The following is a 24925-nucleotide window of genomic DNA, read 5'->3' on the forward strand; positions in this document are numbered from 1 at the left end:
GCTCAAATCGACGGTTTCCAAACTCACGTTGTGCCAATTATTGCCGACATCGATGCAGGTTTTGGTAACGAAGAAGCAACTTACTTACTTGCTAAGAAAATGATCGAAGCGGGTGCGTGTGCCCTACAAATCGAAAACCAAGTTTCTGATGCGAAACAATGTGGTCACCAAGCAGGTAAAGTTACTGTTCCACATGAAGATTTCATCGCTAAAATCCATGCATTACGTTATGCATTCTTAGAAATGGGTCTTGATGACGGTATCATCGTTGCGCGTACTGACTCTGAAGGCGCTGACTTGACTCAAAAAATCCCTGTGGTTAAAGAGCCAGGCGACATCGCTTCTCAATACATCAGCTACTTAGAAACTTCTGAAATTGACATCGCTGATGCTCAAGAAGACGAAATCTTAATCAAGCGTGATGGTAAATTACACCGTCCTAAGCGTCTTGCTTCTGGTCTTTATCAGTTCCGTGAAGGCACGCAAATTGACCGCGTTGTACTTGACTGTGTGTCTAGCTTACAAAACGGTGCTGACCTTCTTTGGATCGAAACTGCAACGCCAAACGTTGACGAAATCGCTCACATGGTAAACCGTGTACGTGAAACAGTGCCAAATGCGAAACTTGTTTATAACAACTCGCCTTCGTTCAACTGGACTTTAAACTTCCGTCAACAAGCGTATGACCGTTGGGTTGCTGAAGGTAAAGACGTATCGGCTTACGACCGTGCTAAGTTAATGAGCGCTGAGTACGATGCAACTGAACTTGCTGCTGATGCTGATGAGAAAGTACGTACATTCCAAGCGGATGCTTCTCGTGAAGCGGGTGTGTTCCATCACTTGATCACACTTCCGACTTACCACACAGCTGCTTTGTCTACACATGAGCTTGCTCAAGGTTACTTCGGTTCTGAAGGTATGTTGGCTTATGTTGCTGGCGTACAACGTAAAGAAATCCGTGGTTCAATCGCTTGTGTTAAACACCAAGCAATGGCGGGTTCTGATATCGGTGATGATCACAAAGAAATCTTCTCTGGTGACAATGCACTTAAAGCACATGATGATGCTAAAAACACCATGAACCAATTCTCAGCTTAATTTCTTAAGCTTTGATGGAGCCTAAAAAACCCAGCTTCGGCTGGGTTTTTTCTTAAGTATTAATTTAATTCTTTTACCAATTTATAATTGAGTTGGCTATCAAACGCCTCACCAGTGTGCATATCTCTGAGTTCAATAAAATTGTCGCCTACAAAGAACTTACGATTTTGTCCTTGGCTATCCAAAGTAATCACATTGTTGTTTGAATCAAAAGTAAACTGACCTTTGTATTTGGCCTCTTGAGTGTTTTTGCCCAAATATTCTTCTGACAATTCATAGCTATTATCAGCATTTAACTCAAGCTCAGTTTCAATACCATTACAATCTGCACAAGGCAATACACCCTTGTAATCACCGACCCAGTTTAAATTGTTTACAGTTGGCGTTTGATGGGTATTCATGTCTGTTTGGCTATTGGTGTTTGGTGCAGTGGTTGAAGGGGTTTCGTTCGGTTTAGAACAAGCACTGAGCGCAACAGCACTCGCGATACACATACACAGTAGGATATTTTTCATGTTGACTCGATTTTTAAGGTAGATCACATGAATTTTGGTCAAAATTTGGCGTGTCTATTGTGCTTTTTTTGTGCAAATCATGTACTTTTTCTACAACCAAGACCTCCTTTAAACAGCCAGCAACTGCTATTTTTTGAAAGCCACTGATCTTTAGCATGAAGCTTGCTAAACTAAGCCTTAGATAAAATTTGAGACAGTCGTGTGTTTGAGAAGTTAGCAGAACGTAGCTTGAATGCTTTAGGTTGGCAGGTGGATAACCATTGGCCATTAGATCTTGACCAGTGTGTCATGATTGCAGCGCCGCATACCAGTAATTGGGATGCCTTATACGCGCGTTTGGCACTTAAAGCGTTAGGTGTGAATGTTCGTATCACCATTAAAGATAGCTATATGAAGTTACCTTTTGGTCCATTTGTACGTGCAATGGGGGGTATTGGAATTAATCGTAACCCTAAGCAACCGGGTGAAGCGCGTCCAAGTATGGTTCAGGTGATGAGTGATTTATTTAATACGCATCCAAAATTGGTGATGTTGGTCACCCCTGAAGGTACGCGGAGTAAACAAGAACAATGGAAAACCGGCTTTTACCATATTGCTTTAAATGCGGGTGTACCAATTGCACTGGCTTATATGGATTATGCCAAGCAAAAAACTGGTGTGGGTAAAATCATTTATCCAAGTGGTGATATGCAGCAAGATATGCGTGAAATTATGGAATTTTATGCCAATATTAGTCCAAAATTTCCAGATCAGTTTAGTCTAGATCGCCGTTATTTATAAAAAAAACAGGGCGTAAGCCCTGTTTGCTTAAGGTCGATCTATAGGTAAACCACCAAGCGACTGACAGGCTGTATGGTACTTTTGATATTGTTCCTCAATCATTTCAGACAATGGCAAATGTAAATCATAGTCACCGGCTTTATAACGGTTTAGATAGGCTTCGGCTTTTTCACGACTGTTGGCTAAACTTTGTTGGTGATAGCTGGTCATGGCACTATGTGCAATATGGTGGCTTTCGACATTCAGACATTGAAACTGTGCCAACAGTGCTTCAGCACGTTGAATTTCTTGGGATGCACCAAACATGCAGCCACTAAACAGCAATAGACTGCTGATGATAAAACCAAGTCGCATAACAATGATTTAAACAATAAGATGCTGCTATTGTATAAATAATTATGAAAATAATGTTCGGCTTTTGATTGTTTGGTCAATAAATAGCAACCGCATTCACATAAAATATGACAAAAGCCTTAGCAGTGATCAAGTTTTGTTTACTTATCTGACATACTCAATAAGCGCAGTAGCAGAGCACAAAAATGATGAGTCGTCATAATTTGTTTAAATCAACATGGTTTTAAGCTTAATCAATTTAAAAGTCAGGGTTGAACGTTGAGCGCTATTTAAACCAAGCCACTATGGATTTTGCTTTTGGTATAAGCCTGCACGTACCGTACCGGCCTTGGTATTTTTAACCAAATGCCATGTGTTGGGTAAAACCAATTGGCTTAAATCACGATCTGCTTCAACATAAATAAAGGCTTGGTTGGCAATTAAAGGATCAGCCAATTGAGCCAATTCTTGCCATAAATTTAAACTGTACGGCGGGTCTAAAAACACTAAGTCAAAAGATTGCTTTAAGCTTGAAATGGCTTGCTGTGCCGTGGCAACTTTTAACTGGGCGCGCTGATTGGTAATTTTAAGCAGCTCTAAATTCTTTCTTAAAAAATTGGCTTGTTCAACGTTGGGTTCAATCATGACTACATTGCTAGCACCACGCGATAATGCTTCAAAACTCAACGCGCCTGAACCGGTACACAGATCTAAAACCTGCGCATTTTGAACATCCCACATTAACCAATTAAATAAGGTTTCACGCACACGGTCAGGTGTTGGACGTAAACCCTCAATGCTGGCAAAGGGTAGTTGGCGACGTTTCCATTCGCCACCAATAATACGTAATTGGTTTTTCATGTTTAATCTCGGTTAGTAGGCGTGGTGGTATTGGGTACAGCCGCTTGGTCGGCTTGTAATACATTGTTGCCACTTGGGAGTTCACTTGGCTTTAAGCCGGCGGTCATTAGGCCACCGCTTACTTGAGCGGCATCAGGACGAATCGGTTGCTCATCACGTTTAAGTAGCCAATAGTCAAAAATAGGACGTGCAAGTGCAGTTGCCGCACTACCACCACGGCCATTTTCTAAAATGACTGCAATGGCAATTTGCGGTTTTTCAGCAGGGGCAAAGCCTACAAATAAACCATGGTCAAGTTGACGTTCATTGAGTAAGGCTTCGTTATAGCGTTTGCCTTGTGCAATACTTTTAACCTGTGCTGTACCAGTTTTACCGGCAATTTGATATTGCAACCCACTTTTAATGCCTTTACCTGTACCTGACTGAATCACGTCAACCATGGCATCACGCATTTTGATCCAATCTTCAGCTTTGCCATTAAAGTCAATGCTGCCATTGGTACCATTATGGACTTTAAAGTTTTTGGCGCCACGGCTTTCACGTAGCACATGAGGGGTAACTTTTAAGCCTTGATTGGCAGTAATGGCAGTGGCCATCGCCAATTGTAGGGGAGTGGAGGTAAAGGCACCTTGTCCAATACTCACCGAAATGGTTTCACCTTTAAGCCATTTGGCATCACGGGTGCGCAGCTTCCAAGCAGGGTTAGGATACAAACCGGAACTTTCACTCGGCAAATCCACACCGGTTTTTTCACCAAATCCGAACTGACGCATCCATGCATCCATTTTTTCAATGCCCATACGATAAGACAAGACATAAAAGTAGGTATCACAAGACACCACTTGGGCTTTATGCATATTGACAGTGCCATGACCTGATTTTTTATGGTCACGGAAACGGTGGCTGTCGCCCGGTAAAGTAAAGTAACCTGGGTCTGAAATGGCCGTTTGCCAATTGACATAACCATAATGAATGCCGCCTAAACCAAACATCGGTTTAATGGTAGAGCCGGGTGGATAAACCCCTTGTACTGCACGGTTATATAAGGGCTGATCAAGGTTGTCGCGTAGTGCTGAATAATCTTTATGGCTAATACCGGTCACAAATAAGTTAGGGTTAAAACTTGGGCTAGACACTAAAGCTAAAATTTCGCCTGTATTGGGGTCCATGGCCACAATGGCACCACGGCGACCTGCCAATTGTTGTGAAGCCACCACTTGTAAACCATAGTCAAGCGATAAAAATAAATCATTCCCCCGAATGGGATCTTTACGCCCTAAATGGCGCAATACGTTACCAAAAGCATCGGCCTCGACCGATTCATTGCCCGGTACGCCATGCAATAAATCTTCATATGATTTTTCAACCCCAATCTTGCCAATTAAGTTGGTGCCGGCATACGCATCTTTATCAATTTTTTTGAGTTCTTTATCGTTAATACGCCCCACATAGCCAATCACATGGGCAAATAAATCACCATGTGGGTAATAGCGCGTCATTTGCGTTTCAATATTTACACCGGGAAATTGATATTTAATTTCGCTAAATCTGGCAATGTCTTGTTCAGTTAAATTGAGCTTAATCGCCACACGTTCAGTTTTTCGAGAGGTTTTAATACGGCTTTGAAAACCTTTAATATCCTCTTCGCTTAACGCTAAAACTGGTGTTAAGCGCGCTAAAGTAGCCTCAATGTCGTCAACATCAGCGCGGCTGAGCGTTGCTGAAAATACTGGATAATTATCGGCCAATAACACGCCATTACGGTCATAAATATAACCACGTGCAGGGGCGAGCGGTTGCAAGCGAATGCGGTTTTTATCAGAGGCAGTATGAAATTCTTCATAACTGACAATTTGCAAATAGGCATAGCGAGACACCAACAGCAATAAAAAAAACGCCACAATCCCCATGGCAATAAAGACACGATTGCGAAAAATGCGCTTTTCCTGTTGGACATTTTTAAGGGGCAAGTGCTGTTTCATACACAATCGGCTTTTAAATGAGGCGAAAAACGAAGAGCACTATTCTAGCGCATATGCTGCAATTTTGCGTGACTTGATCAAATCTTTTCATAATGAAGTTGATAAAAAATCAAGCTCTAGGCTTTGCAGTTTAAATGAAAGATATCTGCTTTATATTAAGTGTAGTAATACATTTTCTTAACACAGTTAAGTGACGCCTGATTCAAAAAATGGTTATGATAGAGCAGCTTAATGAACTGTAATTTTAGCTGTTACGTCACCCAACCTGCTTTGGAATCCTTACATGCTTGAGTACATCCATGAACTATGGCTTGCATTTTTAAATCGACCTGATTTTTGGGGTGTAATGAGTATTGTACCTGTCACTGCATTTGTGACATGGGCGCATGTATGGATGGCACTCAAAATGGTATTTTTCCCAGTTAATTTTTGGGGCTTTCATATCGGTCCTATTCCTGTGGGTTGGCAGGGGATTGTGCCACGCAAAGCGGGGCATATCTCAGGGGTGATTACCGACAATGCCTTGTCAAAATTAGGGTCCTTACAAGAATTTTTACATGCCATGGACCCTGACGAAATGGCAGACATCATTGGTATGCAAATTGATGCCGACTTAGAAACCTTAATTGAAGAGGTCATGCTTGAGCGTAATCCCATTTTATGGGAAAACGTACCTTATGCCATTAAACGCCGAATTTTTGCGCAAGCTCATAAACAACTGCCCAACATTTTAAAAGAATTGGTTACCGAATTGACCCTGAACGTGGAAAATTTGGTTGATATGCGTGAAATGATTGTGCGTCGTATGGAAGGTGACCGTCGTTTAATGGTGCGTATGTTTTTAACGGTCGGTCAAAAAGAAATTAACTTCATTTGGCATATCAGTGCATTGATTGGGGTGGTGTTTGGTCTGATCCAAATGGTGATTTGGTTTGTGGTGCCATGGCATTGGACAGTGCCTATTTGGGCGGCAATTTGGGGTTTACTCACCAACTGGATTGCCATTTGGATGGTGTTTAATCCCATGCTGCCACATCCGGTACGTTATCCGCAATTTTTTACCCGTACCCAAGATCATCAATTTCCTTGGATCAAACCGATTGTGCCGCGTATGGGCACTTACAACATTCAAGGCGCGTTTATGAAGCGTCAAGATGAAGTGTCTACTGTATTTGCCAAGATCGTGACCGAAGAGCTCATTACTTTAAAAACCATTATGACTGAAATGATGTATGGTAGTCGTAAAGATCGTACACGTCGCATCGTCAAGCGACATATCAACCAAATTATGGATACGCCATTGGTGCGGACCACTTTACAGCTGTCTTTGGGCCCAAAAGAGTATGCAAAGCTCAAGACAGACTTGATTGATCGTTCAATTGAAATTACGATGGTGCCTGTATGCGACCCAGCCTTTAATGCGAGCCGTGCACAGAAAATCTATCAAATGTTCCGTGAACGTATTCGAGACCTAACGCCACAAGAGTTTCAGAATTTGTTACGTCCTGCATTTCAAGAAGACGAATGGATTTTGATTGTATTGGGGGGGGTAACCGGATTCTTAGCCGGCTTAATACATTTGTTTGTGGCTTTCTTATAAAATCGATGCTGACAGGCCAATCGCTTGAAGTGTCATATACATGTTAAACATGAGGATGTTTTTATTATGCGCATTATCTTACTCGGACCACCTGGAGCAGGTAAAGGTACACAAGCTCAGTTGATCTGTAAGCGCTACAATGTCCCACAAATTTCAACCGGTGATATGCTCCGTGCTGCAATTCGTGAAGGAACAGAACTTGGTCTAAAAGCTAAAAGCGTCATGGAAAGTGGTGGCTTAGTTTCAGACGAGCTGATTATTGGTTTAGTCAAAGAACGTATTGCACAGCCAGATTGTGTTAATGGCTGTATCTTTGATGGTTTCCCACGTACCATTCCGCAAGCTGAAGCTTTAGAAAAAGAAGGCATCAATATTGATCACGTGATTGAAATTGATGTACCAGATGAAGAAATCGTACAACGCCTATCAGGCCGCCGTCAGCACCCTGCGTCGGGTCGTGTGTATCACATCGTTTATAACCCACCAAAAGTGGAAGGTAAAGATGATGAAACAGGTGAAGACTTGGTACAACGTGCCGATGACCAAGAAGAAACCATTCGCAAGCGTTTAGGTTCATACCACGCTGAAACTGAACAGCTTGTTGGCTTCTATCAAAGCCGTGCTGCATCAGGTGAAAATGCACCGACCTATGACAAATTAAACGGTTTACGTCCAATTGATGACGTACAAACTGATCTTTTTGCCATTTTAGGTGATGCAAAATAAGTTTTTGACTTGTTTTGACATTAAAAGAGTCCTAAGTCATATTAGGGCTCTTTTTTATTGTGTTGAGAGTTAGGTGTGCTAAAAGTTGGTGCGATTGTGTTAGTCGTCGTCGGTTTAATTCTATTATTCGGCCTGATTTACATCAGTTTTAAAATGTTACGTCAAACCCAACAGCAACAGCGTGATGTGGGCAGCTCAAAGCAATATAAAATTCATCCTAAATTGCAACAACAGCGCGATAAACAGCAGCAAGACAAATAACCAAACCTAAAAAAATATCGATGGCTTAAGCATCGATATTTTTGACCATAATGGGTTTACTGGCGCCAAAATCAAAACGATCTGGCCAATTGCAGACATCGCTGACCACGCATTCATGGCATTTGGGTTTACGGGCAATGCAGCAATAACGCCCATGTAAAATCAGCCAATGGTGCGCATCGAGCATAAATTCTTTGGGAATTACTTTAAGTAGACGTTGCTCAACTTCAAGTACATCTTTACCTAAAGCTAATCCTGTGCGATTGCCTAAACGAAAAATATGCGTATCGACCGCCATCGTGGGTTGCCCAAATGCTGTGTTAAGCACCACATTGGCAGTTTTACGCCCAACACCGGGTAGGGCTTCTAAATCTTTACGATTACTTGGCACTTGGCTGTTATGCAAATTTATCAACATTTTGCAGGCCTTAATCACATTTTCAGCCTTAGAATTATAGAGCCCAATGGTTTTAATATAATGTTTTAAACCTTCAACGCCCAAGGCATAAATGGCTTCGGGTGTATTGGCTACTGGAAATAACTTATCGGTGGCTTTATTGACACTGACATCGGTGGCTTGTGCTGATAAAGTGACGGCAACCAACAGTTCAAAAGGACTCGAAAAGTTCAGTTCAGTTTGTGGATGTGGACGTTGTTCACGTAAACGTTCAAAAAAAATCTGTACTTGCTTTTTGGTCATGTTTTTTACAGGTTGAGCACGAGCATTTAACATCTTAAGCTCCTAATGCATGTAACTGTTGCTGTAAATCCTGCAATAAGGCACGTTTGCTGGCATCATCACGTACAGTTAATTGTTTTTCTAATTTTTTAATTTGCGTGCGTAATTTGGCAAGCTCAATGGTGCTCTTTGTGTCCAAGGTTGCCAATAAGTCACGCTTTTTCTGTGCAACTTCAATATGCGGTGTGTGCACGTCATTTTGTGTTAATTGTGCAAAAAGTTGGGTATTAATTTCAGCACGTACTACAGGTCCTTTACGGTCAAGCTGACGTTTTTCTTCGCGTTGGATATGGGCGTAATATCGGGCACGCAAATCATTTTGCTGGGCAATACGGATGTCTTCGGACGGCAAGGGATCGGGGTCTGGAATTAAATCAATGCAATCAACAGGGCAAGGTGCGATACATAACTCGCAACCTGTACATAAATCTGATAACACGCTATGCATGAGTTTACCTGCACCCAAAATGGCATCTACAGGGCAGGCGCTGATGCATTTGGTGCAGCCAATACATTCATCTTCACGTATAACCGCCTTCATTTGCTGCGGACGGCCATCCACTTGGATAGGCCATGCACTCGGCTCAGCCTCAAGTTGAGGGCGCTTGAGCAGCCTTGCAAGCGCATTTGCAACAGGTTGACCACCGGGTACACATTTATTGGCAGCTTCTCCCTCAGTAATAGCCTTGGCATACGGTAAACAGCCATCACGATGGCCACATAGACCACATTGAGTTTGCGGCAACAGATGATCAATTTGTTGAATGAGAGAGATTTGAGCGTTCATAAGTTAAAAATCTTGTAAGTCGAAGGGCAACAAGAAAACAAGCAGATAAAAGCGGAATATTAACATGTTTTAAGCACAAAATCTGTTGGATAAAAACAGCTCATAATTTGTGCAAAACAGCGCGATTGAGTTGATTTTTATCAATAATAAATTGTTTTAAAATTCATGAAAAAAAGTTGCATAAATTAATTTAAATGGTTGTTATTAAATCTAAAAAAAAGTTTTTTTCAAAAAACTGTTGCTGATTGTTAACAAAAGATATTAAATTGTCTGCGCCAAAATATATCATTGATTGAAATTTTGACCAATTTTGATCCACTTTCTGCTGAGGATTAAGCGTTGAAATACAACAGCCTTAACGAGTTCCTAGATTACGTTAAAACACGTGATGCATATCAACCAGAGTTTCTTCAAGCCGTTGAAGAAGTTATGACCAGTCTTTGGCCATTTATTGAAAAGAACCCTCAATACGCAGCCCATGGTTTGCTTGAGCGTTTAGTAGAACCTGAGCGTGCGATTCAATTCCGCGTTTCTTGGGTCGATGACCAAGGTCAAACTCACGTTAACCGTGCGTTCCGTGTTCAGTACAACTCAGCGATTGGTCCGTATAAAGGTGGTATGCGTTTCCATCCATCTGTAAACCTTTCAATCTTAAAATTCTTAGGTTTTGAACAAACCTTTAAAAATGCTTTAACCACATTGCCAATGGGCGGTGGTAAAGGCGGTTCAGACTTTGATCCTAAGGGTAAGTCTGAAGGCGAAATCATGCGTTTTTGCCAAGCGTTAATGATCGAATTGTACCGTCACTTAGGTTCAAACACAGATATCCCAGCGGGCGATATTGGTGTAGGTGGCCGTGAAGTGGGTTATATGGCAGGTATGATGAAGAAGCTCAGCAATGACACTTCATGCGTATTTACAGGTAAAGGTTTAACTTTTGGTGGTTCTTTAGCACGTCCTGAAGCAACTGGCTTTGGTACTGTTTACTTTGCTGAAGAAATGCTCAAAACTCGTGGCGAGAGCTTTAAAGATAAAGTTGTTACCATTTCAGGTTCAGGTAACGTTGCACAATATGCAGCTGAAAAAGCCATATACTTAGGTGCCAAAGTGGTGTCATTGTCTGACTCTAACGGTACAGTCTATGTAAAAGATGGTTTCACTGAAGAACTTCTGCAAGAAGTGATGGATTTGAAGAACGTAAAACGCGGTCGTATCTCAGAATTTGCCCAAAAGCATGGTTTTGAATACCTAGCGGGTCAACGTCCTTGGTCAATCAAATGTGATATCGCGCTTCCATGTGCTACGCAAAATGAATTAGCTGCAGATGATGCTGATCAACTTCTTGCCAACGGTGTGATGTGCGTTGCTGAAGGCGCAAATATGCCATCTACTTTAGCTGCTGTTGAGAAATTCGTAGAAGCGAAAATTCTATATGCACCAGGTAAAGCATCTAACGCAGGTGGTGTAGCCACTTCGGGTCTTGAAATGTCACAAAATGCATTGCGTTTAGGTTGGACATTTGAAGAAGTAGACGAGCGTTTACACGCAATCATGAAAGAAATTCACCGTAACTGCGTGAAGTTTGGTACTAAAGAAGATGGTACTGTTAACTACGTAGATGGCGCGAACATTGCAGGCTTTGTAAAAGTGGCTGATGCCATGCTTGCACAAGGTGTTTACTAATTTTTAATTGGTAAAGCAAAAAAAACCGCTCAATTGAGCGGTTTTTTTATGACGTGATTTAAATGCGACCACGTTCAACCGTCATATCATGAATATAAACATACTTAGATTGATCTGCGGCAGGATTTTTAATGCTATAGCGTTTCACTCGAATGACTTGGCGTTCGTTGGGACTATGTTGATAACCTTGGATAGCGTCATAAAATAGACTCCAATTGGCATCTTGATAGGTTTTTAAACCTTGTTGGTCATAGCGAATTTCTTTGACTTGCAAACATTGTTGTGCCACAACACCAGTACAATTTTTGGTGTTTGGGTGGATTTCATAAAACATCACTTGAGCTTCACCTTGATACAAGGTTTCAGGTGTCATATGACCCGTGAACACATAACGCTGACCTGTGGCATCCATGAGCGTTAAAGTTGGGCGTTGACGGTCGGTCAAATCAAGGACAAAAGGCACAGCAGGTTGATCGAGCAGTTTAATGGCAAGGGTTTCTTGGCGTGTATCGGCAGGTGAACAGGCCATTTGGGTCATCATGGTGTTGCCCATGATCAGGGTATTATTGTCAACACGCCATGTTGAACCTAAGCTATTACATGTGGTTTGAATACTCAAACGACCATCCATAAAACTCAGTACCATGGGTTTTTTGGCGCCTGTGTCGGCGTGCCATGTATAAGCAGTTAAGGTTTTGCTTGGGTTTTGCTTTTGAATGATGTGCATGGCTTGGTCTTGTACTCGTTGAATGTCATTCGATTGGCAAGCGGCTAAAGTCAAAGGCAATAAAGCTAAGGCAAAATAAGAAAAGCGCATAAGATTATTTAGATTATGGTGAGATAGTTTTTAATATAATCAAAAATAAACGGATACTTTGCAAGATTTAGTTAGCAAAATGTATCCGTTTGGTCATACAGCATTTAGTCAAAGCGATAAAGGTCCATGCCTAGTGAGCCCATCGTAAAGCTGCTATGTACAATACTAAAGCGTGATCCTGTACCCATCGCAAAAAATAATGGGGCAAAGTGCTCAATAGTGGGATGGTTTTGCTGCACATATGGAATATTTTTCCAATCCAATACCGCTTCTATATCCCCATGCTGTAATTTACTCACCACATAATTGCGGAAGCTTGATGCCCATACAGGCACATCTTGTGTACGACCATCTCTAACCAAAGCATATAAGTTATGGGTAATGCTGCCTGAACCAATCAATAAAATTTGTTCTTGACGCAATACGCTCAGGGTCTTTCCAATTTGGTAAATTTCATCACTGCTCATGTGCATTGGTAATGAAATGGAGATGACAGGAATGTCTGCATCGGCGTACATATGTAACAGTGGCATCCAAACGCCGTGGTCGCGTGCGCGGCTGCTATTGGCATGGGCGGTGAAGCCTGCTGCAGCTAAATCGGCCAAAATGCGCTCAGCAAGCTCAGGTGCCCCAGGAGCCGGGTAGCGAATTTCATACAACTCACGTGGAAAGCCACCAAAATCATGCCAAGTGTCAGGACGAGTCGCTGTGCTGACCTCTAAAGCCTGACTTTCCCAGTGCGCTGACATGACCACAATCGCCTGAGGTTTAGGTAAATTTAGGCCTAAACGTGCTAAAGCTGGACCCACTTGCTCAGGGTGAAGCGCAAGCATTGGAGAGCCATGAGAAATAAATAAGCCAGGAAGAGTTTTTAAGTCCATATCGGTATACCAAGTTCAATCATGAGAAGGATTGTGCCAAAAGTCAGCGTTCTATGTAATTTGGATTTTTTCAACGTATTGTTGCAAATATGAAACGTCATCCAGCCCGATGGTAAGGATGGTTGTGATTAATACTCATGGCACGGTACAGCTGTTCAATCAGCATCACACGAACCAATGGATGCGGCAGGGTCAGTTTAGACAATGACCAATGCCAAGCTGCCGCTTTACGCACCGCTTCTGAATGACCATCTGGACCACCAATAGCTAAAACAATATCTTGACCTTCAAGCATCCAAGCTTTCATGGTGTCGGCTAATTTTTCGGTACTTAATTCACGTCCGCCAACTTCTAAAGCAATTAACACTTCGTTGCCTTTCATGGCATTTAAAATACTATCGCCTTCAATATTACGGTATTTTAAAATATCGGCTTCAGAGTCATTTTTACCACGCTTAGCCATAGGTAATTCAACAATTTGTGTTTGTACAAATGGTTGAATACGTTTGAAATAATCTTCAAAACCAGTCAATACCCAAGCAGGCATTTTTTGCCCAATGGTTAAAATACGAATTTTCATAGTCAATACTTGCCACTAAAACAGCTTAATAGTATATACCGCAGGCCTGACTTTAGGCGCAAGTCACTTGAAAACAAGGCAAGATTCATGTTTTATAGAAAGAAAAAGCAGCACTCATCGCGACTAGGAATAAAAATAAATGCGCTTAATCAAATGTGGTTTGTTGGCAGGTGGCACACTGCTCACAAGTTTTGCTGAGGCAGGGTTACCTCAAGCACAGCCTGAAAACTTAAAACTCTTTGTCAGCCAAGTTTTAGGTCCTATGCAATATCCAAGACATGGCAAATATCCCGATGAGCTTAATCGCACGGCAGCATGGCTAAATGAACAAATGCGTTTATTTTCAATTCCTTGTCAGTACCAAAATGTCCATCTTAATCATAAACAGTATCGTAATGTGGTGTGTAGTTTAAATGTCGGGCGTCCTGATAAGGTGATCTTAGGAGCGCATTATGATACCAAAATTGACAGTCATGGTATTAATGGAAATGCCTCAGGCGTGGCTGCGGTATTAGAAGCTGCACATGTTTTAAGCCAAAGAAAAACCAATTTAAAACATAATGTAGATTTTGTATTTTATAGTCTAGCAACCGCACCTTATACCCAAACAGAAGCGATGGGGAGTTTACGGCATGCCAAAAGTTTAAGCGCGGTAAAAGACAGCATACATGGTGTTTATATCTTTGATCAAATCGGCTTTTATGATGCCGATTCAGTGCAAGATTACCCAGCAGGTCTTCAATGGATTTATCCAAGCCATGGAAATTTTATTGCAGCAGTGAGTAATTTAAAATCGCGTCAATTGGCGCAGAATTACTGTGAAGCTATGCAAAACTTGAATCAATTACAATGTGAACGCTTTAGTTTGCCTTTCATGAATGTTTTTGAAGATAGCGATCATCAAAGTTATTGGCATTATGATTTACCCGCTGTATTAATTACCGATACAGGGCAGTATCGTAATAAAAATCAATACCGGGCCGAGGTAGAATTAAAGCGTTTAGACTATACCAAAATGGCGGCTGTAGTAGATGGTGTTGTGACAAGTTTAGAGGTAGCACCATAAAAAAAGCAGTCCTTAAAAGCCAAAGGACTGCGATTATAAAGATCATCCGTCTGGAGACACAGATGACCAAAACCAATACCTAAATGTATTGCATATGTGTTTTAAAGTGCGGTTAAATCGAGTTGATTGCAAGTTATAGATATAAAAATTTACATAAAAAAAGAGCGCCGTAGCGCTCTTTTGGCAGTTTAACACTTAGTGACGTGCCACTTGTTCATCGCTGCTGCTTTTTACTAATGGCTTTTTCACCAAAGGTTTAGGTTGTTGAACTAAACCGATTGCTAAAATTTCATCAATTGATTTAACCGCTTTGATTTCAAGACCTTCTTTTACATTGTCTGGAATTTCAGCCAAGTCACGTACGTTATCTTGTGGGATAAATACAAGTTTGATGCCACCACGATGGGCTGCTAATAGCTTCTCTTTTAAACCGCCAATACGCATTGCACGACCACTTAGACTGGTTTCACCTGTCATAGCAATATCAGCACGAATCGCAATTTTAGTGAATGCAGATACAAGCGCTAAGGTTAAAGCTAAACCTGCAGATGGACCATCTTTTGGTGTTGCACCTTCTGGTAAATGTACATGCACATCAGTTTCTTCAAAGCGAGATGCTTCAATACCGAGCTCGTCTGCGCGAGTCCGTACCACAGTCATTGCCGCAGTAATGGACTCTTTCATGACATCGCCTAACGAACCGGTGGTAATAAATTTGCCTTTACCTGGTACAGCAGCCACTTCAATGGTCAGTAACTCACCACCTACAGAAGTCCAAGCCAAGCCATTGACACGACCCACTTGAGCTTCTTCTTCTGCCATACCAAAGTCAAATTTATGCGGTCCTAAGTACTCTGGCAAATTATTTGAATTGACTTCAATTTGCAGATTCTTGGCTTTTTTGCTCACCGCTTCTTTAACTACTTTACGGGCAATCTTTGACACTTCACGCTCAAGACTACGCACACCGGCTTCACGCGTATAGCGTTGTACGATGTCACGGATTGCCTCTTCGTGTACAGTCAATTCTTTAGCGCGTAAACCATTGTTCTTAATCGCTTTGGGTACAAGATAGCGCTCAGCAATATTGACTTTTTCATCTTCGGTATAACCCGGTAGACGAATCACTTCCATACGGTCAAGTAGAGCTTCAGGAATATTCATACTGTTAGCAGTACAAATAAACATCACTTCCGATAAATCCAAATCAAGATCTAAATAATGATCATTGAATTTACTGTTTTGAGATGGATCAAGCACTTCAAGTAGCGCAGAAGCAGGATCACCACGATAATCTTGTGCCATCTTATCGATTTCATCGAGCAAGAATAGTGGGTTTTTAACCCCAACTTTGCTTAAAGACTGCACGATTTTACCCGGCATCGCACCAATATAAGTACGACGGTGACCACGAATTTCTGCTTCGTCACGCACGCCACCTAAGGCCATACGTACAAATTCACGTCCTGTGGCTTTGGCAACTGATTCACCAAGTGAGGTTTTACCTACCCCTGGAGGACCGACCAAGCATAAAATTGGACCACGCAGTTTTTTCACACGCGACTGAACAGCAAGATATTCAACAATACGGTCTTTAACATCATCTAGACCATAATGATCACTATCTAGGATTTCTTGCGCTTTATTTAAGTTGATGCTGACTTTGCTGGCTTTATTCCAAGGCGTATCCAAAATCACTTCTAAATAATTACGTACCACCGCCGCTTCACTTGAAGCAGGTTGCATGGCTTTTAATTTACGAAACTCATTTTCAGCTTTTTTGCGCACATGCTCAGGTAAATCGGCTTCGCTTAAACGACGCTCAATTTCTGCCACATCATCTTCAGCACCGCCATTCATGTCAGAAAGTTCGCGCTGAATGACTTTCATTTTTTCATTTAAAAAGTATTCGCGCTGATTTTTTTCCATTTGGCGTTTAACTGATTCATGCAAGGTTTGCTCAATCTGTTGTTCTTCAGACTGTTGCAGCAAATAGCTCATGAGTTCAGTTAAATGTGCTTCAAATTCATCGTGTTCTAAAAATTTTTGCTTAACATCAATATTGAGCGGAATACGTGTGGCCACAAAGAATAGTAATTGCAACACGTCATCAATCTTATTGGCAGCAGCAATCAGTTCACGGGCATTACGTAACTTGGTCTCGGCGTATTGTGCAAATAAGGCACGCAATTCAAGCAGGCGGGTGGCTTGAGTTTCAGGCTCAAGGCTTACGCTCATAGGGCTTAAACTGTGCTCGGCAGTTAAGTGGCTGTCTTGATCAATAATGCGTTCAAGTTTGGCACGATACAGGCCTTCTATCAGGACCTTAATACAGTTTTCATCATTTTCGTGATTTACAACTTGCACAATCTTCGCGACAGTACCGTATTGATATAAATTATCGTGGTCAATTTCTTCTGTAAGCGAATCTTTTTGTGCAACTACAAATACAAGATTGTCACTGTCACGAGCCACATCAACTGCACTGATCGATTTTTCACGACCAACAAACAGCGCAATTTGCATGTGTGGATACACCACAACATCACGTAGCGCTAAAAGGGGTAGTATGCTTGGCACCTGTAGTGCTAAGGTTTCTTCATTCATCGTAATTTCAGACATGGGCACTCCTAAGTGACAACGGTGTTGCCATGATTTAATAGTGATGGGTAATTTTAAAAATACAAGGGTAAAATGTAATAATTTCTATGAAAACTAGAAAAATTGAGTACTTATACCTAAATTAACGCTGAAATTTTAAAAAATGTTGCGGTGTCAGTAAGGCATCAAGCGGTTGATCCCACACTTGGCGTATTAAGGTTTGTTCAAGTAATTGAAAATCGTGTGCCAAACCCAAACGATACGGTTTTTGTGGCGCACGAGATAGGGTTTTATCGTAAAAACCACCGCCCATACCTAAGCGTGTACCCCTGTAATCGCAGGCCAATAAGGGCATAATAACCAAATCAAGGCACTTGACCATGCGCCCGCGACCTTGCATCGCTTGTTGCATGCCTAAAGGATGCATAGCAAAACGTCGGGTCAAGTACTGCTGTTTTGAAATTTTTACCCAAACCAAATGCTGATTCATACTGCAAATCATGGGTAAATATACAGATTTTTTAAGGCGGAAACATTCCAAAATGATGTGGCGAGTATAAACTTCACCAAAAGCATTTAAATACACACCAATATGTTGGCTATGGGCAAAGCAGGGTGCTTTAAACAATTGCGTGCACACCCGATATTGGGCTTGACGTTGTGTGTAACGACCAATACTACGCCGTTGTTGGCGTAATTGTCGTCTTAAGGTGATCAGTGAAGCGGACATAAAAAGTGAAAATCAAGCTTTAATTTTAGCTCATACTAAAATGCAGATCATTAAAAAGCAAAATCCTGAGCTTGTTAGCTCAGGATTTTGAGATTAATTGGCATTTTTCATACCACGCACTGTAACAGTGACACGTCGGTCGGGCTGTAAACATTGGATTAACTTGGCACGTGGGGTGACTTGGGCGCAGCCATTGGTGACGGGTTGATTTTCACCGGCACTTTTGTACGAGATTACGTTGGCAGGTATACCGCGTGAAACTAAATAGTTGTGTACGGTTTTCGCGCGCTGCATACCTAAATTATAGTTGTAATCCGCTTTGCCTAAACGGTCGGTATGTCCGATCAACTCAACCGATTGTAAACTGATATAGCCTTTGTTTAAGGCAGTGACAACTTCGTCAAGTTTGGCGCGACCCGTAGGTGTTAAAGCTGCCATATGCGCAGTATTAAATTTAAATAAAGTGTCTGAGGTTAGGTTAATGTGTTCCACCGCTTGTGGAATGGTTTGAATAGGAGGTACTTCAACATATGATGGTGGTTTGGCTTGCTTATGACAACCCACCAACGCCACTACAGATGCGGCCAATAGTACTGCTTTATAGTTGCACATAGATTCACCTATACGGTTTTCATCAATAGCGCTCAAAGCGTTTTAAGAATAAGAATGCAATCATAAGATTTGAGCGTTTGATTGTTGTTTTATGAAAATGTAGACAGTCCTTGCCAAGCAAATTCTCTTTTTTACTCAAGATGCAACTATTTTAAAGCGATTCATAACGCGATTACAGTGGGAAAAATGTAGCAAAAAATCAATCTATTTTTTAGATGGAAATAATTAAATTTAACAGTTTTAACTATTGGGTGATCTTGTCTATAGTGCATCCATGCAATTTTTTTCTCCCGTATTTAAACAATAGGTGTCTTCATGTTTAAGGTCGTATGTGCTGTATTGCTTGTAAATGTAATGAGTGCCTGTGCTTTTAATCCAACGCATTATGATGAGTTACGTCAAAGCGAAGCCGAGCATTACCGTATGTTAGGCGCATAAAAAAATCCCAGCCTCTAGTGCTGGGATTTTTTATAGAATTTTTTTATCCGACGGTGCCGCTGCATGTCATTACCCTTGAACCCGAAGAGTTCAAGGTGGACGCGACGCATACTTGCCGGGTTTCCCACTCAAGGTGGGCATACGCTCTAAATATGCAGAACACAATCCGTAAGTTTAAGTATCGGCTCAGGGGAATAGACCCGCTGGCGAACACCTCAGATGTAGGGTAAGTATAACCTAACTGTGGCGCTTGGCAACTTTTGTCATAGCATTGCGTGTAAAGTTGCATTGCAGTTGTCTACAGTTTGTACGCTTATTCGGTTTTGAGTGGACTTGGATGTTCTACACTGTATTGATCAAGCTCGTTAAGTAGATTGCTCATCAAAATTTGACAGTGCTCATATTCTTGTACACTTTTATTAAGCGATAACACCTCTTGGGTTAATTCTAAAGCCACCATAATAATGAGTTTACTTGGCTCCATACGCGGAGCTTTACGGCGAAACTCTTCATACTTTTCATTGAGTAAGTCAACTGCACGTTCAAGCTCAGGTTGTTTTTCAACAGTTGTAGCAAGGCGAAAGCTATGCCCTAAGACACGCAAATCAACAGGAATTTGTTCGCTCATTTACACATCCTCTTGTTTGAGTTGAGCAATCTGATGAATGTCATCAATGTGCGGATCTTCAGCACCACCAAGCACGCTTAAATGTTGAATAATGGCTTCAACTTTGGCTTGAGCAAGTTCATTTTTTTGCAATAAGCGCCCACGTTCTTGTTGCAAAGCTTCAATTTGTAGTTGGCTTTGTTGCTGTTGATGATGTAGATTTTCCTGTGCAACACGTAACTCATTGCGCTCCGCTAACAGTTCTTGAAAGCGGCTTTTAAGATCGTTACAACTTTTTTCTAAACGATTATAACGATCAGCAAGCGCTGCAGCATCGTGCGTTACCTGCTTAAGTTGCTTGTTGGTTTGAGTGGCTTTTTCAGTTAAGCGCTCAATTTCTTGCTGCTTTTGTGAAATTGTGGCAGTTTTTTGCTCAATCTCAGCCTGATAACGCTCAGCTTCATGAGTTTGAGTGGTATAGAGCAACTGGTTTTGTTGCTCGTAGTGTTCAACTTGTGCTTTTAGGGCAGCAATATGCGCCTGAAGACGCTGTAATTCTTCTAACATAACGGAGTCGCACAGTATTGCAAACAAAGGTAATATATACGAAGTATAGAGATTGGATAAGCGAATGCAAGACGATATTTCAGGTTGGACAGAGTGGGAAGGCAATTTTGCCGAGATTGAAGAAATTTCAAGCCCAAGTGAATTACACGGTTTAGTTACCGGTATTGTGTGTGTGGCCGAAGCGCCAACGGCAAGTGAATGGCAGCAAATTTTAGCGACCTTAAATGTGCCACCTTTAGACGATGAAGGTTTACAGATGTTGGCACAAGAAGCTGAAGATATTGCACATGCCTTATCAGAAGATGAACTCGACTATCTGCCATTATTGCCAGATGATGAGCATGCTTTAGCAGAGCGCGTACAAGCCTTGGCTGATTGGGCTGCGGGTGTTGTACTTGGTTTTGGTTTGGCATCGGGGCATATTCGTGCCGATGAGCTCGAGCTGATTGAGCATTTACAAGATGTGGCTGCGGTTGAATTTGACGAATCAGACAATGACGAAGAAGGCGAGCAAAGCTATCAAGAGTTATATGAGTTTATTCGTTTAATTCCAATTAGCTTGTCGATGGGGCGTGACAAAGTGGCTGTTGCTGAGAGTTCTTTGTTACAAAACTACCAAGCAAAGTCTAAGATTGCTGCTGCGATGAATGCTGAAACTGCACAAGATGTGGTAGAAATGTTTACACCGGACCGTCCAAGCTAAGGCAAGCGCCACTTTTTTAGAAGAACTTCTCCATGACAAAACTCACTCAAGCTGATTTTCAAGCCCGTCGTGATCGCTTAGCCGAGCAGATGGGACCGCGTAGTATTGCGATTATTGCCACCAATCAAGTGTATATGCGTAACCGCGATGCAGATTACAAATTCCGTGCCGACAGTAGTTTTTTTTACTTAACCGGATTTGCTGAACCTGAAGCAGTCGCTGTGATTGAAACCTTTGATGATTTAGAAGAAGGCTATAGCTACAGTTTGTTCTGCCGTGAACGTGACCGTGACATGGAAATTTGGAACGGTTATCGTGCTGGTGTTGATGGTGCAATTGACGACTTTGATGCCGATGAAGCCTATGCCATAGATCTGCTTGATGAAGAAATCATTGAGAAGTTACTTGATAAAGATCGCTTGTATTACCGTGTTGGGCAAAATGCAGCATTTGATGCGCGCGTGGCCAAATGGCTCGCCAATGCCAATGGCGAATCACGCCGTGGCACACATGCACCTGATCAAATGCTGCAATTAGATGCTGTATTAGATGAAATGCGTTTACATAAAGACGCACAAGAAATTGCCTTGATGCAAATTGCCTCTGATATTTCAGCAAAAGCGCATACGCGTGCTATGCAGACGGTCAAACCCGGCATGATGGAGTATCAGCTTGAAGCAGAACTCAATTATGTGTTTGGTCAGCATGGCTGTGTGCCGTCTTATAACAGTATTGTCGGTGGTGGTGAAAACGCCTGTATCTTACATTATGTAGAAAATAATCAAGTTCTTAAAGATGGCGATTTAGTCTTGATTGATGCTGCTTGTGAATATGAGTTGTATGCTTCAGATATTACCCGCACTTTCCCAGTCAATGGTCACTTTAGTCCTGAACAAAAAGCGCTGTATAACATTGTTTTAGATGCTCAACTTGCTGCGATTGATGCAGTAAGAGTGGGGCGTTCGTATAAAGACCCTCACCATGTTGCCGTAGATATTTTAGTTCAAGGCTTGCTTGATTTAGGCATTATGCAAGGTGATAAAGAAAAAATTATTGCCCAAGAAAGCTATCGTCAATTTTACATGCATGGTACAGGCCATTGGTTAGGTATGGATGTGCATGACGTGGGGCGCTATAAAGTCAATGATGAGTGGCGTAACTACCAAGAAGGGATGGTGGTCACCGTTGAGCCGGGACTTTATATTGCACCAGATGACCAAAGCGTAGATGAAAAATGGCGTGGCATCGGCATTCGCATTGAAGATGATGTAGTCGTCACAGCCAATGGTCCTTTGGTATTAACACAGGCTGTGGTCAAAACAGTCGAAGAGATTGAAGCCCTCATGGCGCAGGCTTAACCAATTCATTAAAGATTTAGGGAATAGATATGTTGCAACAACAGGTTGTCATCGTCGGTGGTGGAATGGTCGGTTTGAGCTTGGCCTTGATGTTGGCCAAAGCCAATATTCAGGTCAAACTGTTAGAAGCCATTTCTTATCCTAATTATGAGGATGCCAATTTAGCCCCGTACCATTCAAGTTTTGATGCTCGTAATACCGCACTTTCTCGTCGTAGCGTGCAAATTTACCAAGAGTTGGGTTTATGGGATGTGTTGCAACAATATGCCACGCCAATTTTACAGGTCGATATTACCGAGCAAGGCAGCTTTGGTAAGGCACGTTTAATTGCCGAAAAAGAAAAAGTCGAAAGTTTTGGTCAAGTGATTGAAAATGCATGGTTGGGTCGGATTTTATTAACCCAAGTTCGTGAGCATCACAACATCGAGCTCATTGATGGAGTGCAAGTGACTCAACTGACACAAGATGAACACTTAGCCTATATTGAAGCCAAACGCGGTGATGAAGTTTTAACTATTGAAGCGCCTTTGGTGATTGCAGCTGATGGTCGTGATTCATTTTGTCGTAAAGCCTTAGGTATTGGTTTTTCAACGCATGAATATGATCAAGTGGCGATTGTGACCACGGTACAAACCTCAAAACCGCATGCCCATATTGGTTTTGAACGCTTTAGTGCTTTAGGGCCATTGGCGTTGTTGCCGGTGCCGGGGGAATATCGTCGTTCGGTGGTATGGCCGGTTAAAAAAGGCACTGAGCATGAATGGTTAGGTGAAGAAAATGATCAACATTTTTTAGATGCCTTACAAAAAACCTATGGTGATCGTGCGGGTAAATTTGAAAAAACCGGTAAGCGTTTTAGTTATCCATTGTCACAAGTACTAGCTGAAAAACAAGCGGTTGGTCGTGTGGTATTAATGGGCAATGCTGCGCATACTATTCATCCTGTAGCAGGGCAAGGTTTTAACTTGTGCTTACGTGATGCCTATGTGTTATTGCGTTTCTTAACTGAGCAATTGGCACAAAAGCAAGATATTGGTGAGCCGAATATGCTCAAAGCCTATGAGCAAGCCCGTTTAAAAGATCAACAACGTGTGATTCGTTTTTGCGATTTGGTGGTGCGTGGTTTTAGTAACCAGAATATTATTTTAAAATTGATTCGTAATACTGGTTTATTGGCATTTGAAACCATTCCCGGATTTAAGCCTTTGGTGGCCAACTACGCGATGGGACTTAAAGCATGACCGAGGCTGTCTTAGATGCCGTCATTATTGGTGGTGGTCTGGTCGGTGGTTTAACGGCTTTATTATTGGCGCAAGGTGGCATACAAACCACTGTACTTGATGCAGCACCCTTATTAGACCGCAATAAAGTGTTGGCACAGAGCAATGCACGGGTGTTGGCCTTAAGTCAGGCGAGTATACATTTGCTTAAAACTGTTGGGGTCTGGTCACATCTTGCGCGCTATATGCCATATAGCGGTATGCAAGTGTGGAATAAAAATGGCTATGGCGACATTATGTTTGGTCAGCTAAGTTTAAACACGCCGTGGCAAGAGCAGATCTTAGGGGCAATGGTTGAGCCAAGTATTTTAAACTTAGCCATTCAAGATCAAATGCAAAGTCTAGTGCAAGATTATCGTACTCAAGTTAAAGTTATCCGAGTTGAGCAAGGCAATGCTCTGTGGTGGATTCATTTGGCTGATGGTACAACGTTAAAGACCAAGCTGGTGATTGGGGCAGATGGCGCAAATTCATTTGTGCGTGAACAGGCCTTTATTGATACAGATGTACTAGATTACCAACAAGCTGGCTTAAGTTGTGCTATTCGTACCCAAAAGCCACATCAGCATGTGGCACGACAAATCTTTTTAGACACCGGTCCCTTGGCGTATTTGCCGATGGCAAGTCTAGAACCGTGCCAAAATGGTTATTGGCAGTCAATTGTATGGACCTTACCGGATGACTATGCCGAGGAATATGCACAACTCAATGATGCTGAGTTTTGTCGCTTGCTCAGTGCACAAAGCCAACATATGTTGGGTGAAGTGCTTGAGGCAACGCCACGCGCCAGATTTCCATTAAAAGCTCGTGCAGCCAAAACTTATGTGCGCGATGGCTTGGTGTTATTGGGAGATGCAGCGCATGTCATTCATCCGTTAGCTGGGCAAGGGGTGAATATTGGCTGCCTCGATGCGGCTGTGCTATGTGATGCCTTGTTACACGATTTAAGTCGTGGGGTATGGGCACATCGCCAAACTTTAAGACGCTATGAGCATATACGTAAAGGGCAAAATGAAGCCATGATGCACAGTATGTCGTTGTTAGGTTGGCTTGAAACCACAGCACTCACCCCGATCATTTGGGTACGTAATTTTGGGCTTAAACAGGTTGATCAATCCGCTACAGCCAAAGATTTATTTATGCAACAAGCCGCCGGAATAAGTGGTTTAAAAAATACCCGCTACGCAATTTTGTAAGGGGCACTCGTTTTTTGTGCAGTCATCGAGAATGAGTTACGATTTTGATTAAAAAAAGCACAATTTCTTTACTCAGAGTACTATGCGAAACAGCAATAGCTTGCTAAATTTCATCATAATTTAG

At 42.0% G+C, this 24925-nt stretch carries 26 protein-coding genes and 1 other RNA gene; 12 read left to right on the plus strand and 15 right to left on the minus strand.

The annotated features are described in order from the left end of the window. The coding region (locus Q0017_RS06955; RefSeq protein ID WP_298144515.1) for an isocitrate lyase at positions 1-1098 on the plus strand (1098 nt) is incomplete at its 5' end. 59 nt (positions 1099-1157) lie between these two features. Here Q0017_RS06955 and Q0017_RS06960 read toward each other — a convergent pair. Continuing rightward, positions 1158-1613: a copper resistance protein NlpE gene (locus tag Q0017_RS06960; RefSeq protein ID WP_298144518.1), complete on the minus strand. Its 456-nt coding sequence runs from the start codon at positions 1611-1613 to the stop codon at positions 1158-1160. Between the two features lie 201 nt (positions 1614-1814). Here Q0017_RS06960 and Q0017_RS06965 point away from each other — a divergent pair, with 201 nt between their 5' ends. Then, positions 1815-2393, plus strand: coding sequence for a 1-acyl-sn-glycerol-3-phosphate acyltransferase (locus tag Q0017_RS06965; RefSeq protein WP_298144521.1), 579 nt, complete (start codon positions 1815-1817; stop codon positions 2391-2393). A gap of 27 nt (positions 2394-2420) precedes the next feature. Here the strand turns inward: Q0017_RS06965 and Q0017_RS06970 are convergent, their stop codons facing one another. The 3 genes from Q0017_RS06970 to mrdA all read right to left on the minus strand — a co-directional run bounded on the left by Q0017_RS06970 (position 2421) and on the right by mrdA (position 5569). Then, a complete protein-coding gene (locus Q0017_RS06970) occupies positions 2421-2699 on the minus strand; it encodes a hypothetical protein (protein ID WP_298144524.1) in 279 nt (92 codons plus the stop codon). 330 nt (positions 2700-3029) lie between these two features. Continuing rightward, positions 3030-3587 (minus strand): 16S rRNA (guanine(966)-N(2))-methyltransferase RsmD, encoded by a 558-nt coding sequence (rsmD, locus tag Q0017_RS06975; protein ID WP_298144526.1) that lies wholly within the window; start codon positions 3585-3587, stop codon positions 3030-3032. Positions 3588-3589: 2 nt separating this feature from the next. Next, on the minus strand, positions 3590-5569 hold the full coding sequence (gene mrdA, locus Q0017_RS06980; RefSeq protein ID WP_298144529.1) for a penicillin-binding protein 2: 1980 nt from the start codon (positions 5567-5569) through the stop codon (positions 3590-3592). A gap of 283 nt (positions 5570-5852) precedes the next feature. Here mrdA and Q0017_RS06985 point away from each other — a divergent pair, with 283 nt between their 5' ends. The 3 genes from Q0017_RS06985 (at position 5853) to Q0017_RS06995 (ending at position 8156) form a co-directional block, all read left to right on the plus strand. Beyond that, a complete protein-coding gene (locus Q0017_RS06985) occupies positions 5853-7169 on the plus strand; it encodes a hypothetical protein (protein WP_298144532.1) in 1317 nt (438 codons plus the stop codon). A gap of 66 nt (positions 7170-7235) precedes the next feature. After that, positions 7236-7895, plus strand: coding sequence for an adenylate kinase (adk, locus tag Q0017_RS06990; RefSeq protein WP_297427084.1), 660 nt, complete (start codon positions 7236-7238; stop codon positions 7893-7895). Between the two features lie 75 nt (positions 7896-7970). After that, the gene (locus tag Q0017_RS06995; protein WP_298144535.1) at positions 7971-8156 is read left to right on the plus strand and encodes a hypothetical protein; all 186 of its coding nucleotides are present in this window, start codon (positions 7971-7973) and stop codon (positions 8154-8156) included. A 25-nt stretch (positions 8157-8181) separates the two neighbouring features. Here Q0017_RS06995 and nth read toward each other — a convergent pair whose 3' ends face one another. Both nth and Q0017_RS07005 read right to left on the minus strand, forming a co-directional pair. Next, positions 8182-8889, minus strand: coding sequence for an endonuclease III (nth, locus tag Q0017_RS07000; RefSeq protein WP_298144538.1), 708 nt, complete (start codon positions 8887-8889; stop codon positions 8182-8184). 1 nt (position 8890) lies between these two features. Next, positions 8891-9682 carry an RnfABCDGE type electron transport complex subunit B gene (locus Q0017_RS07005; RefSeq protein WP_298144541.1) on the minus strand — a complete coding sequence of 264 codons (792 nt, stop codon included), beginning with the start codon at positions 9680-9682 and terminating at the stop codon, positions 8891-8893. A gap of 339 nt (positions 9683-10021) precedes the next feature. On the opposite strand from Q0017_RS07005, the gene gdhA reads away from it, so the two are divergent. After that, positions 10022-11365, plus strand: a complete 1344-nt coding sequence (gene gdhA / locus Q0017_RS07010; RefSeq protein WP_298144545.1) for an NADP-specific glutamate dehydrogenase — start codon at positions 10022-10024, stop codon at positions 11363-11365. A 58-nt stretch (positions 11366-11423) separates the two neighbouring features. Here gdhA and Q0017_RS07015 read toward each other — a convergent pair whose 3' ends face one another. From Q0017_RS07015 to rlmH, 3 genes are all read right to left on the minus strand, one after another. Continuing rightward, positions 11424-12182: a DUF4377 domain-containing protein gene (locus tag Q0017_RS07015; protein ID WP_298144548.1), complete on the minus strand. Its 759-nt coding sequence runs from the start codon at positions 12180-12182 to the stop codon at positions 11424-11426. 104 nt (positions 12183-12286) lie between these two features. Beyond that, entirely contained in the window at positions 12287-13063 is a 777-nt protein-coding gene (locus tag Q0017_RS07020; RefSeq protein ID WP_298144551.1) for a dioxygenase, read from the minus strand. Positions 13064-13160: 97 nt separating this feature from the next. Further along, positions 13161-13643 carry a 23S rRNA (pseudouridine(1915)-N(3))-methyltransferase RlmH gene (rlmH, locus tag Q0017_RS07025; protein WP_297427069.1) on the minus strand — a complete coding sequence of 161 codons (483 nt, stop codon included), beginning with the start codon at positions 13641-13643 and terminating at the stop codon, positions 13161-13163. A gap of 139 nt (positions 13644-13782) precedes the next feature. On the opposite strand from rlmH, the gene Q0017_RS07030 reads away from it, so the two are divergent. After that, a complete protein-coding gene (locus tag Q0017_RS07030; RefSeq protein WP_298144556.1) occupies positions 13783-14709 on the plus strand; it encodes a M28 family peptidase in 927 nt (308 codons plus the stop codon). 195 nt (positions 14710-14904) lie between these two features. Here Q0017_RS07030 and lon read toward each other — a convergent pair whose 3' ends face one another. The 3 genes from lon to Q0017_RS07045 all read right to left on the minus strand — a co-directional run bounded on the left by lon (position 14905) and on the right by Q0017_RS07045 (position 18652). After that, positions 14905-17331 (minus strand): endopeptidase La, encoded by a 2427-nt coding sequence (gene lon / locus Q0017_RS07035; RefSeq protein ID WP_298144559.1) that lies wholly within the window; start codon positions 17329-17331, stop codon positions 14905-14907. A gap of 121 nt (positions 17332-17452) precedes the next feature. After that, positions 17453-18040, minus strand: coding sequence for a 5-formyltetrahydrofolate cyclo-ligase (locus tag Q0017_RS07040; protein ID WP_298144562.1), 588 nt, complete (start codon positions 18038-18040; stop codon positions 17453-17455). A gap of 93 nt (positions 18041-18133) precedes the next feature. Beyond that, complete coding sequence (locus Q0017_RS07045) at positions 18134-18652, minus strand: OmpA family protein (RefSeq protein ID WP_298144565.1); 519 nt, start codon at positions 18650-18652, stop codon at positions 18134-18136. 315 nt (positions 18653-18967) lie between these two features. On the opposite strand from Q0017_RS07045, the gene Q0017_RS07050 reads away from it, so the two are divergent. After that, complete coding sequence (locus Q0017_RS07050; RefSeq protein ID WP_298144568.1) at positions 18968-19090, plus strand: hypothetical protein; 123 nt, start codon at positions 18968-18970, stop codon at positions 19088-19090. A 40-nt stretch (positions 19091-19130) separates the two neighbouring features. Here the strand turns inward: Q0017_RS07050 and ssrS are convergent. The 3 genes from ssrS to Q0017_RS07065 all read right to left on the minus strand — a co-directional run bounded on the left by ssrS (position 19131) and on the right by Q0017_RS07065 (position 20264). Further along, positions 19131-19315: non-coding RNA, 6S RNA (gene ssrS, locus Q0017_RS07055), on the minus strand. A gap of 88 nt (positions 19316-19403) precedes the next feature. Then, entirely contained in the window at positions 19404-19718 is a 315-nt protein-coding gene (locus Q0017_RS07060; protein WP_298144571.1) for a cell division protein ZapA, read from the minus strand. Further along, on the minus strand, positions 19719-20264 hold the full coding sequence (locus Q0017_RS07065) for a hypothetical protein (protein ID WP_298144574.1): 546 nt from the start codon (positions 20262-20264) through the stop codon (positions 19719-19721). A 64-nt stretch (positions 20265-20328) separates the two neighbouring features. Between Q0017_RS07065 and Q0017_RS07070 the strand changes: the two genes are divergently transcribed. The 4 genes from Q0017_RS07070 to Q0017_RS07085 are packed head-to-tail and all read left to right on the plus strand — an operon-like array spanning position 20329 to position 24801. Continuing rightward, the gene (locus tag Q0017_RS07070; protein ID WP_298144577.1) at positions 20329-20967 is read left to right on the plus strand and encodes a UPF0149 family protein; all 639 of its coding nucleotides are present in this window, start codon (positions 20329-20331) and stop codon (positions 20965-20967) included. A gap of 32 nt (positions 20968-20999) precedes the next feature. Further along, positions 21000-22325, plus strand: coding sequence for a Xaa-Pro aminopeptidase (gene pepP / locus Q0017_RS07075; protein WP_298144580.1), 1326 nt, complete (start codon positions 21000-21002; stop codon positions 22323-22325). A 32-nt stretch (positions 22326-22357) separates the two neighbouring features. Continuing rightward, a complete protein-coding gene (locus tag Q0017_RS07080; RefSeq protein ID WP_298144614.1) occupies positions 22358-23566 on the plus strand; it encodes an FAD-dependent oxidoreductase in 1209 nt (402 codons plus the stop codon). Next, complete coding sequence (locus Q0017_RS07085; protein WP_298144583.1) at positions 23563-24801, plus strand: FAD-dependent monooxygenase; 1239 nt, start codon at positions 23563-23565, stop codon at positions 24799-24801. The genes Q0017_RS07080 and Q0017_RS07085 overlap by 4 nt, the downstream gene beginning before the upstream one ends. The last annotated feature ends 124 nt before the right edge of the window (positions 24802-24925 follow it).

Origin of the sequence: uncultured Acinetobacter sp., assembly GCF_947624825.1 — a bacterium.
Classification (GTDB): domain Bacteria; phylum Pseudomonadota; class Gammaproteobacteria; order Pseudomonadales; family Moraxellaceae; genus Acinetobacter.

Coding starts and splice junctions, on each gene's coding strand:
- Q0017_RS07050 (WP_298144568.1), top strand. CDS start 18,968: ATGTTTAAGGTCGTATGTGCTGTATTGCTTGTAAATGTAATGAGTGCC.
- Q0017_RS07060 (WP_298144571.1), bottom strand. CDS start 19,718: ATGAGCGAACAAATTCCTGTTGATTTGCGTGTCTTAGGGCATAGCTTT.
- mrdA (WP_298144529.1), bottom strand. CDS start 5,569: ATGAAACAGCACTTGCCCCTTAAAAATGTCCAACAGGAAAAGCGCATT.
- Q0017_RS07085 (WP_298144583.1), top strand. CDS start 23,563: ATGACCGAGGCTGTCTTAGATGCCGTCATTATTGGTGGTGGTCTGGTC.
- lon (WP_298144559.1), bottom strand. CDS start 17,331: ATGTCTGAAATTACGATGAATGAAGAAACCTTAGCACTACAGGTGCCA.
- adk (WP_297427084.1), top strand. CDS start 7,236: ATGCGCATTATCTTACTCGGACCACCTGGAGCAGGTAAAGGTACACAA.
- Q0017_RS07040 (WP_298144562.1), bottom strand. CDS start 18,040: ATGTCCGCTTCACTGATCACCTTAAGACGACAATTACGCCAACAACGG.
- Q0017_RS07030 (WP_298144556.1), top strand. CDS start 13,783: ATGCGCTTAATCAAATGTGGTTTGTTGGCAGGTGGCACACTGCTCACA.
- Q0017_RS07020 (WP_298144551.1), bottom strand. CDS start 13,063: ATGGACTTAAAAACTCTTCCTGGCTTATTTATTTCTCATGGCTCTCCA.
- rsmD (WP_298144526.1), bottom strand. CDS start 3,587: ATGAAAAACCAATTACGTATTATTGGTGGCGAATGGAAACGTCGCCAA.
- Q0017_RS07070 (WP_298144577.1), top strand. CDS start 20,329: ATGCAAGACGATATTTCAGGTTGGACAGAGTGGGAAGGCAATTTTGCC.
- Q0017_RS06960 (WP_298144518.1), bottom strand. CDS start 1,613: ATGAAAAATATCCTACTGTGTATGTGTATCGCGAGTGCTGTTGCGCTC.
- nth (WP_298144538.1), bottom strand. CDS start 8,889: ATGTTAAATGCTCGTGCTCAACCTGTAAAAAACATGACCAAAAAGCAA.
- Q0017_RS07005 (WP_298144541.1), bottom strand. CDS start 9,682: ATGAACGCTCAAATCTCTCTCATTCAACAAATTGATCATCTGTTGCCG.
- Q0017_RS06985 (WP_298144532.1), top strand. CDS start 5,853: ATGCTTGAGTACATCCATGAACTATGGCTTGCATTTTTAAATCGACCT.
- Q0017_RS06970 (WP_298144524.1), bottom strand. CDS start 2,699: ATGTTTGGTGCATCCCAAGAAATTCAACGTGCTGAAGCACTGTTGGCA.
- Q0017_RS07065 (WP_298144574.1), bottom strand. CDS start 20,264: ATGTTAGAAGAATTACAGCGTCTTCAGGCGCATATTGCTGCCCTAAAA.
- pepP (WP_298144580.1), top strand. CDS start 21,000: ATGACAAAACTCACTCAAGCTGATTTTCAAGCCCGTCGTGATCGCTTA.
- rlmH (WP_297427069.1), bottom strand. CDS start 13,643: ATGAAAATTCGTATTTTAACCATTGGGCAAAAAATGCCTGCTTGGGTA.
- Q0017_RS07015 (WP_298144548.1), bottom strand. CDS start 12,182: ATGCGCTTTTCTTATTTTGCCTTAGCTTTATTGCCTTTGACTTTAGCC.
- Q0017_RS07045 (WP_298144565.1), bottom strand. CDS start 18,652: ATGTGCAACTATAAAGCAGTACTATTGGCCGCATCTGTAGTGGCGTTG.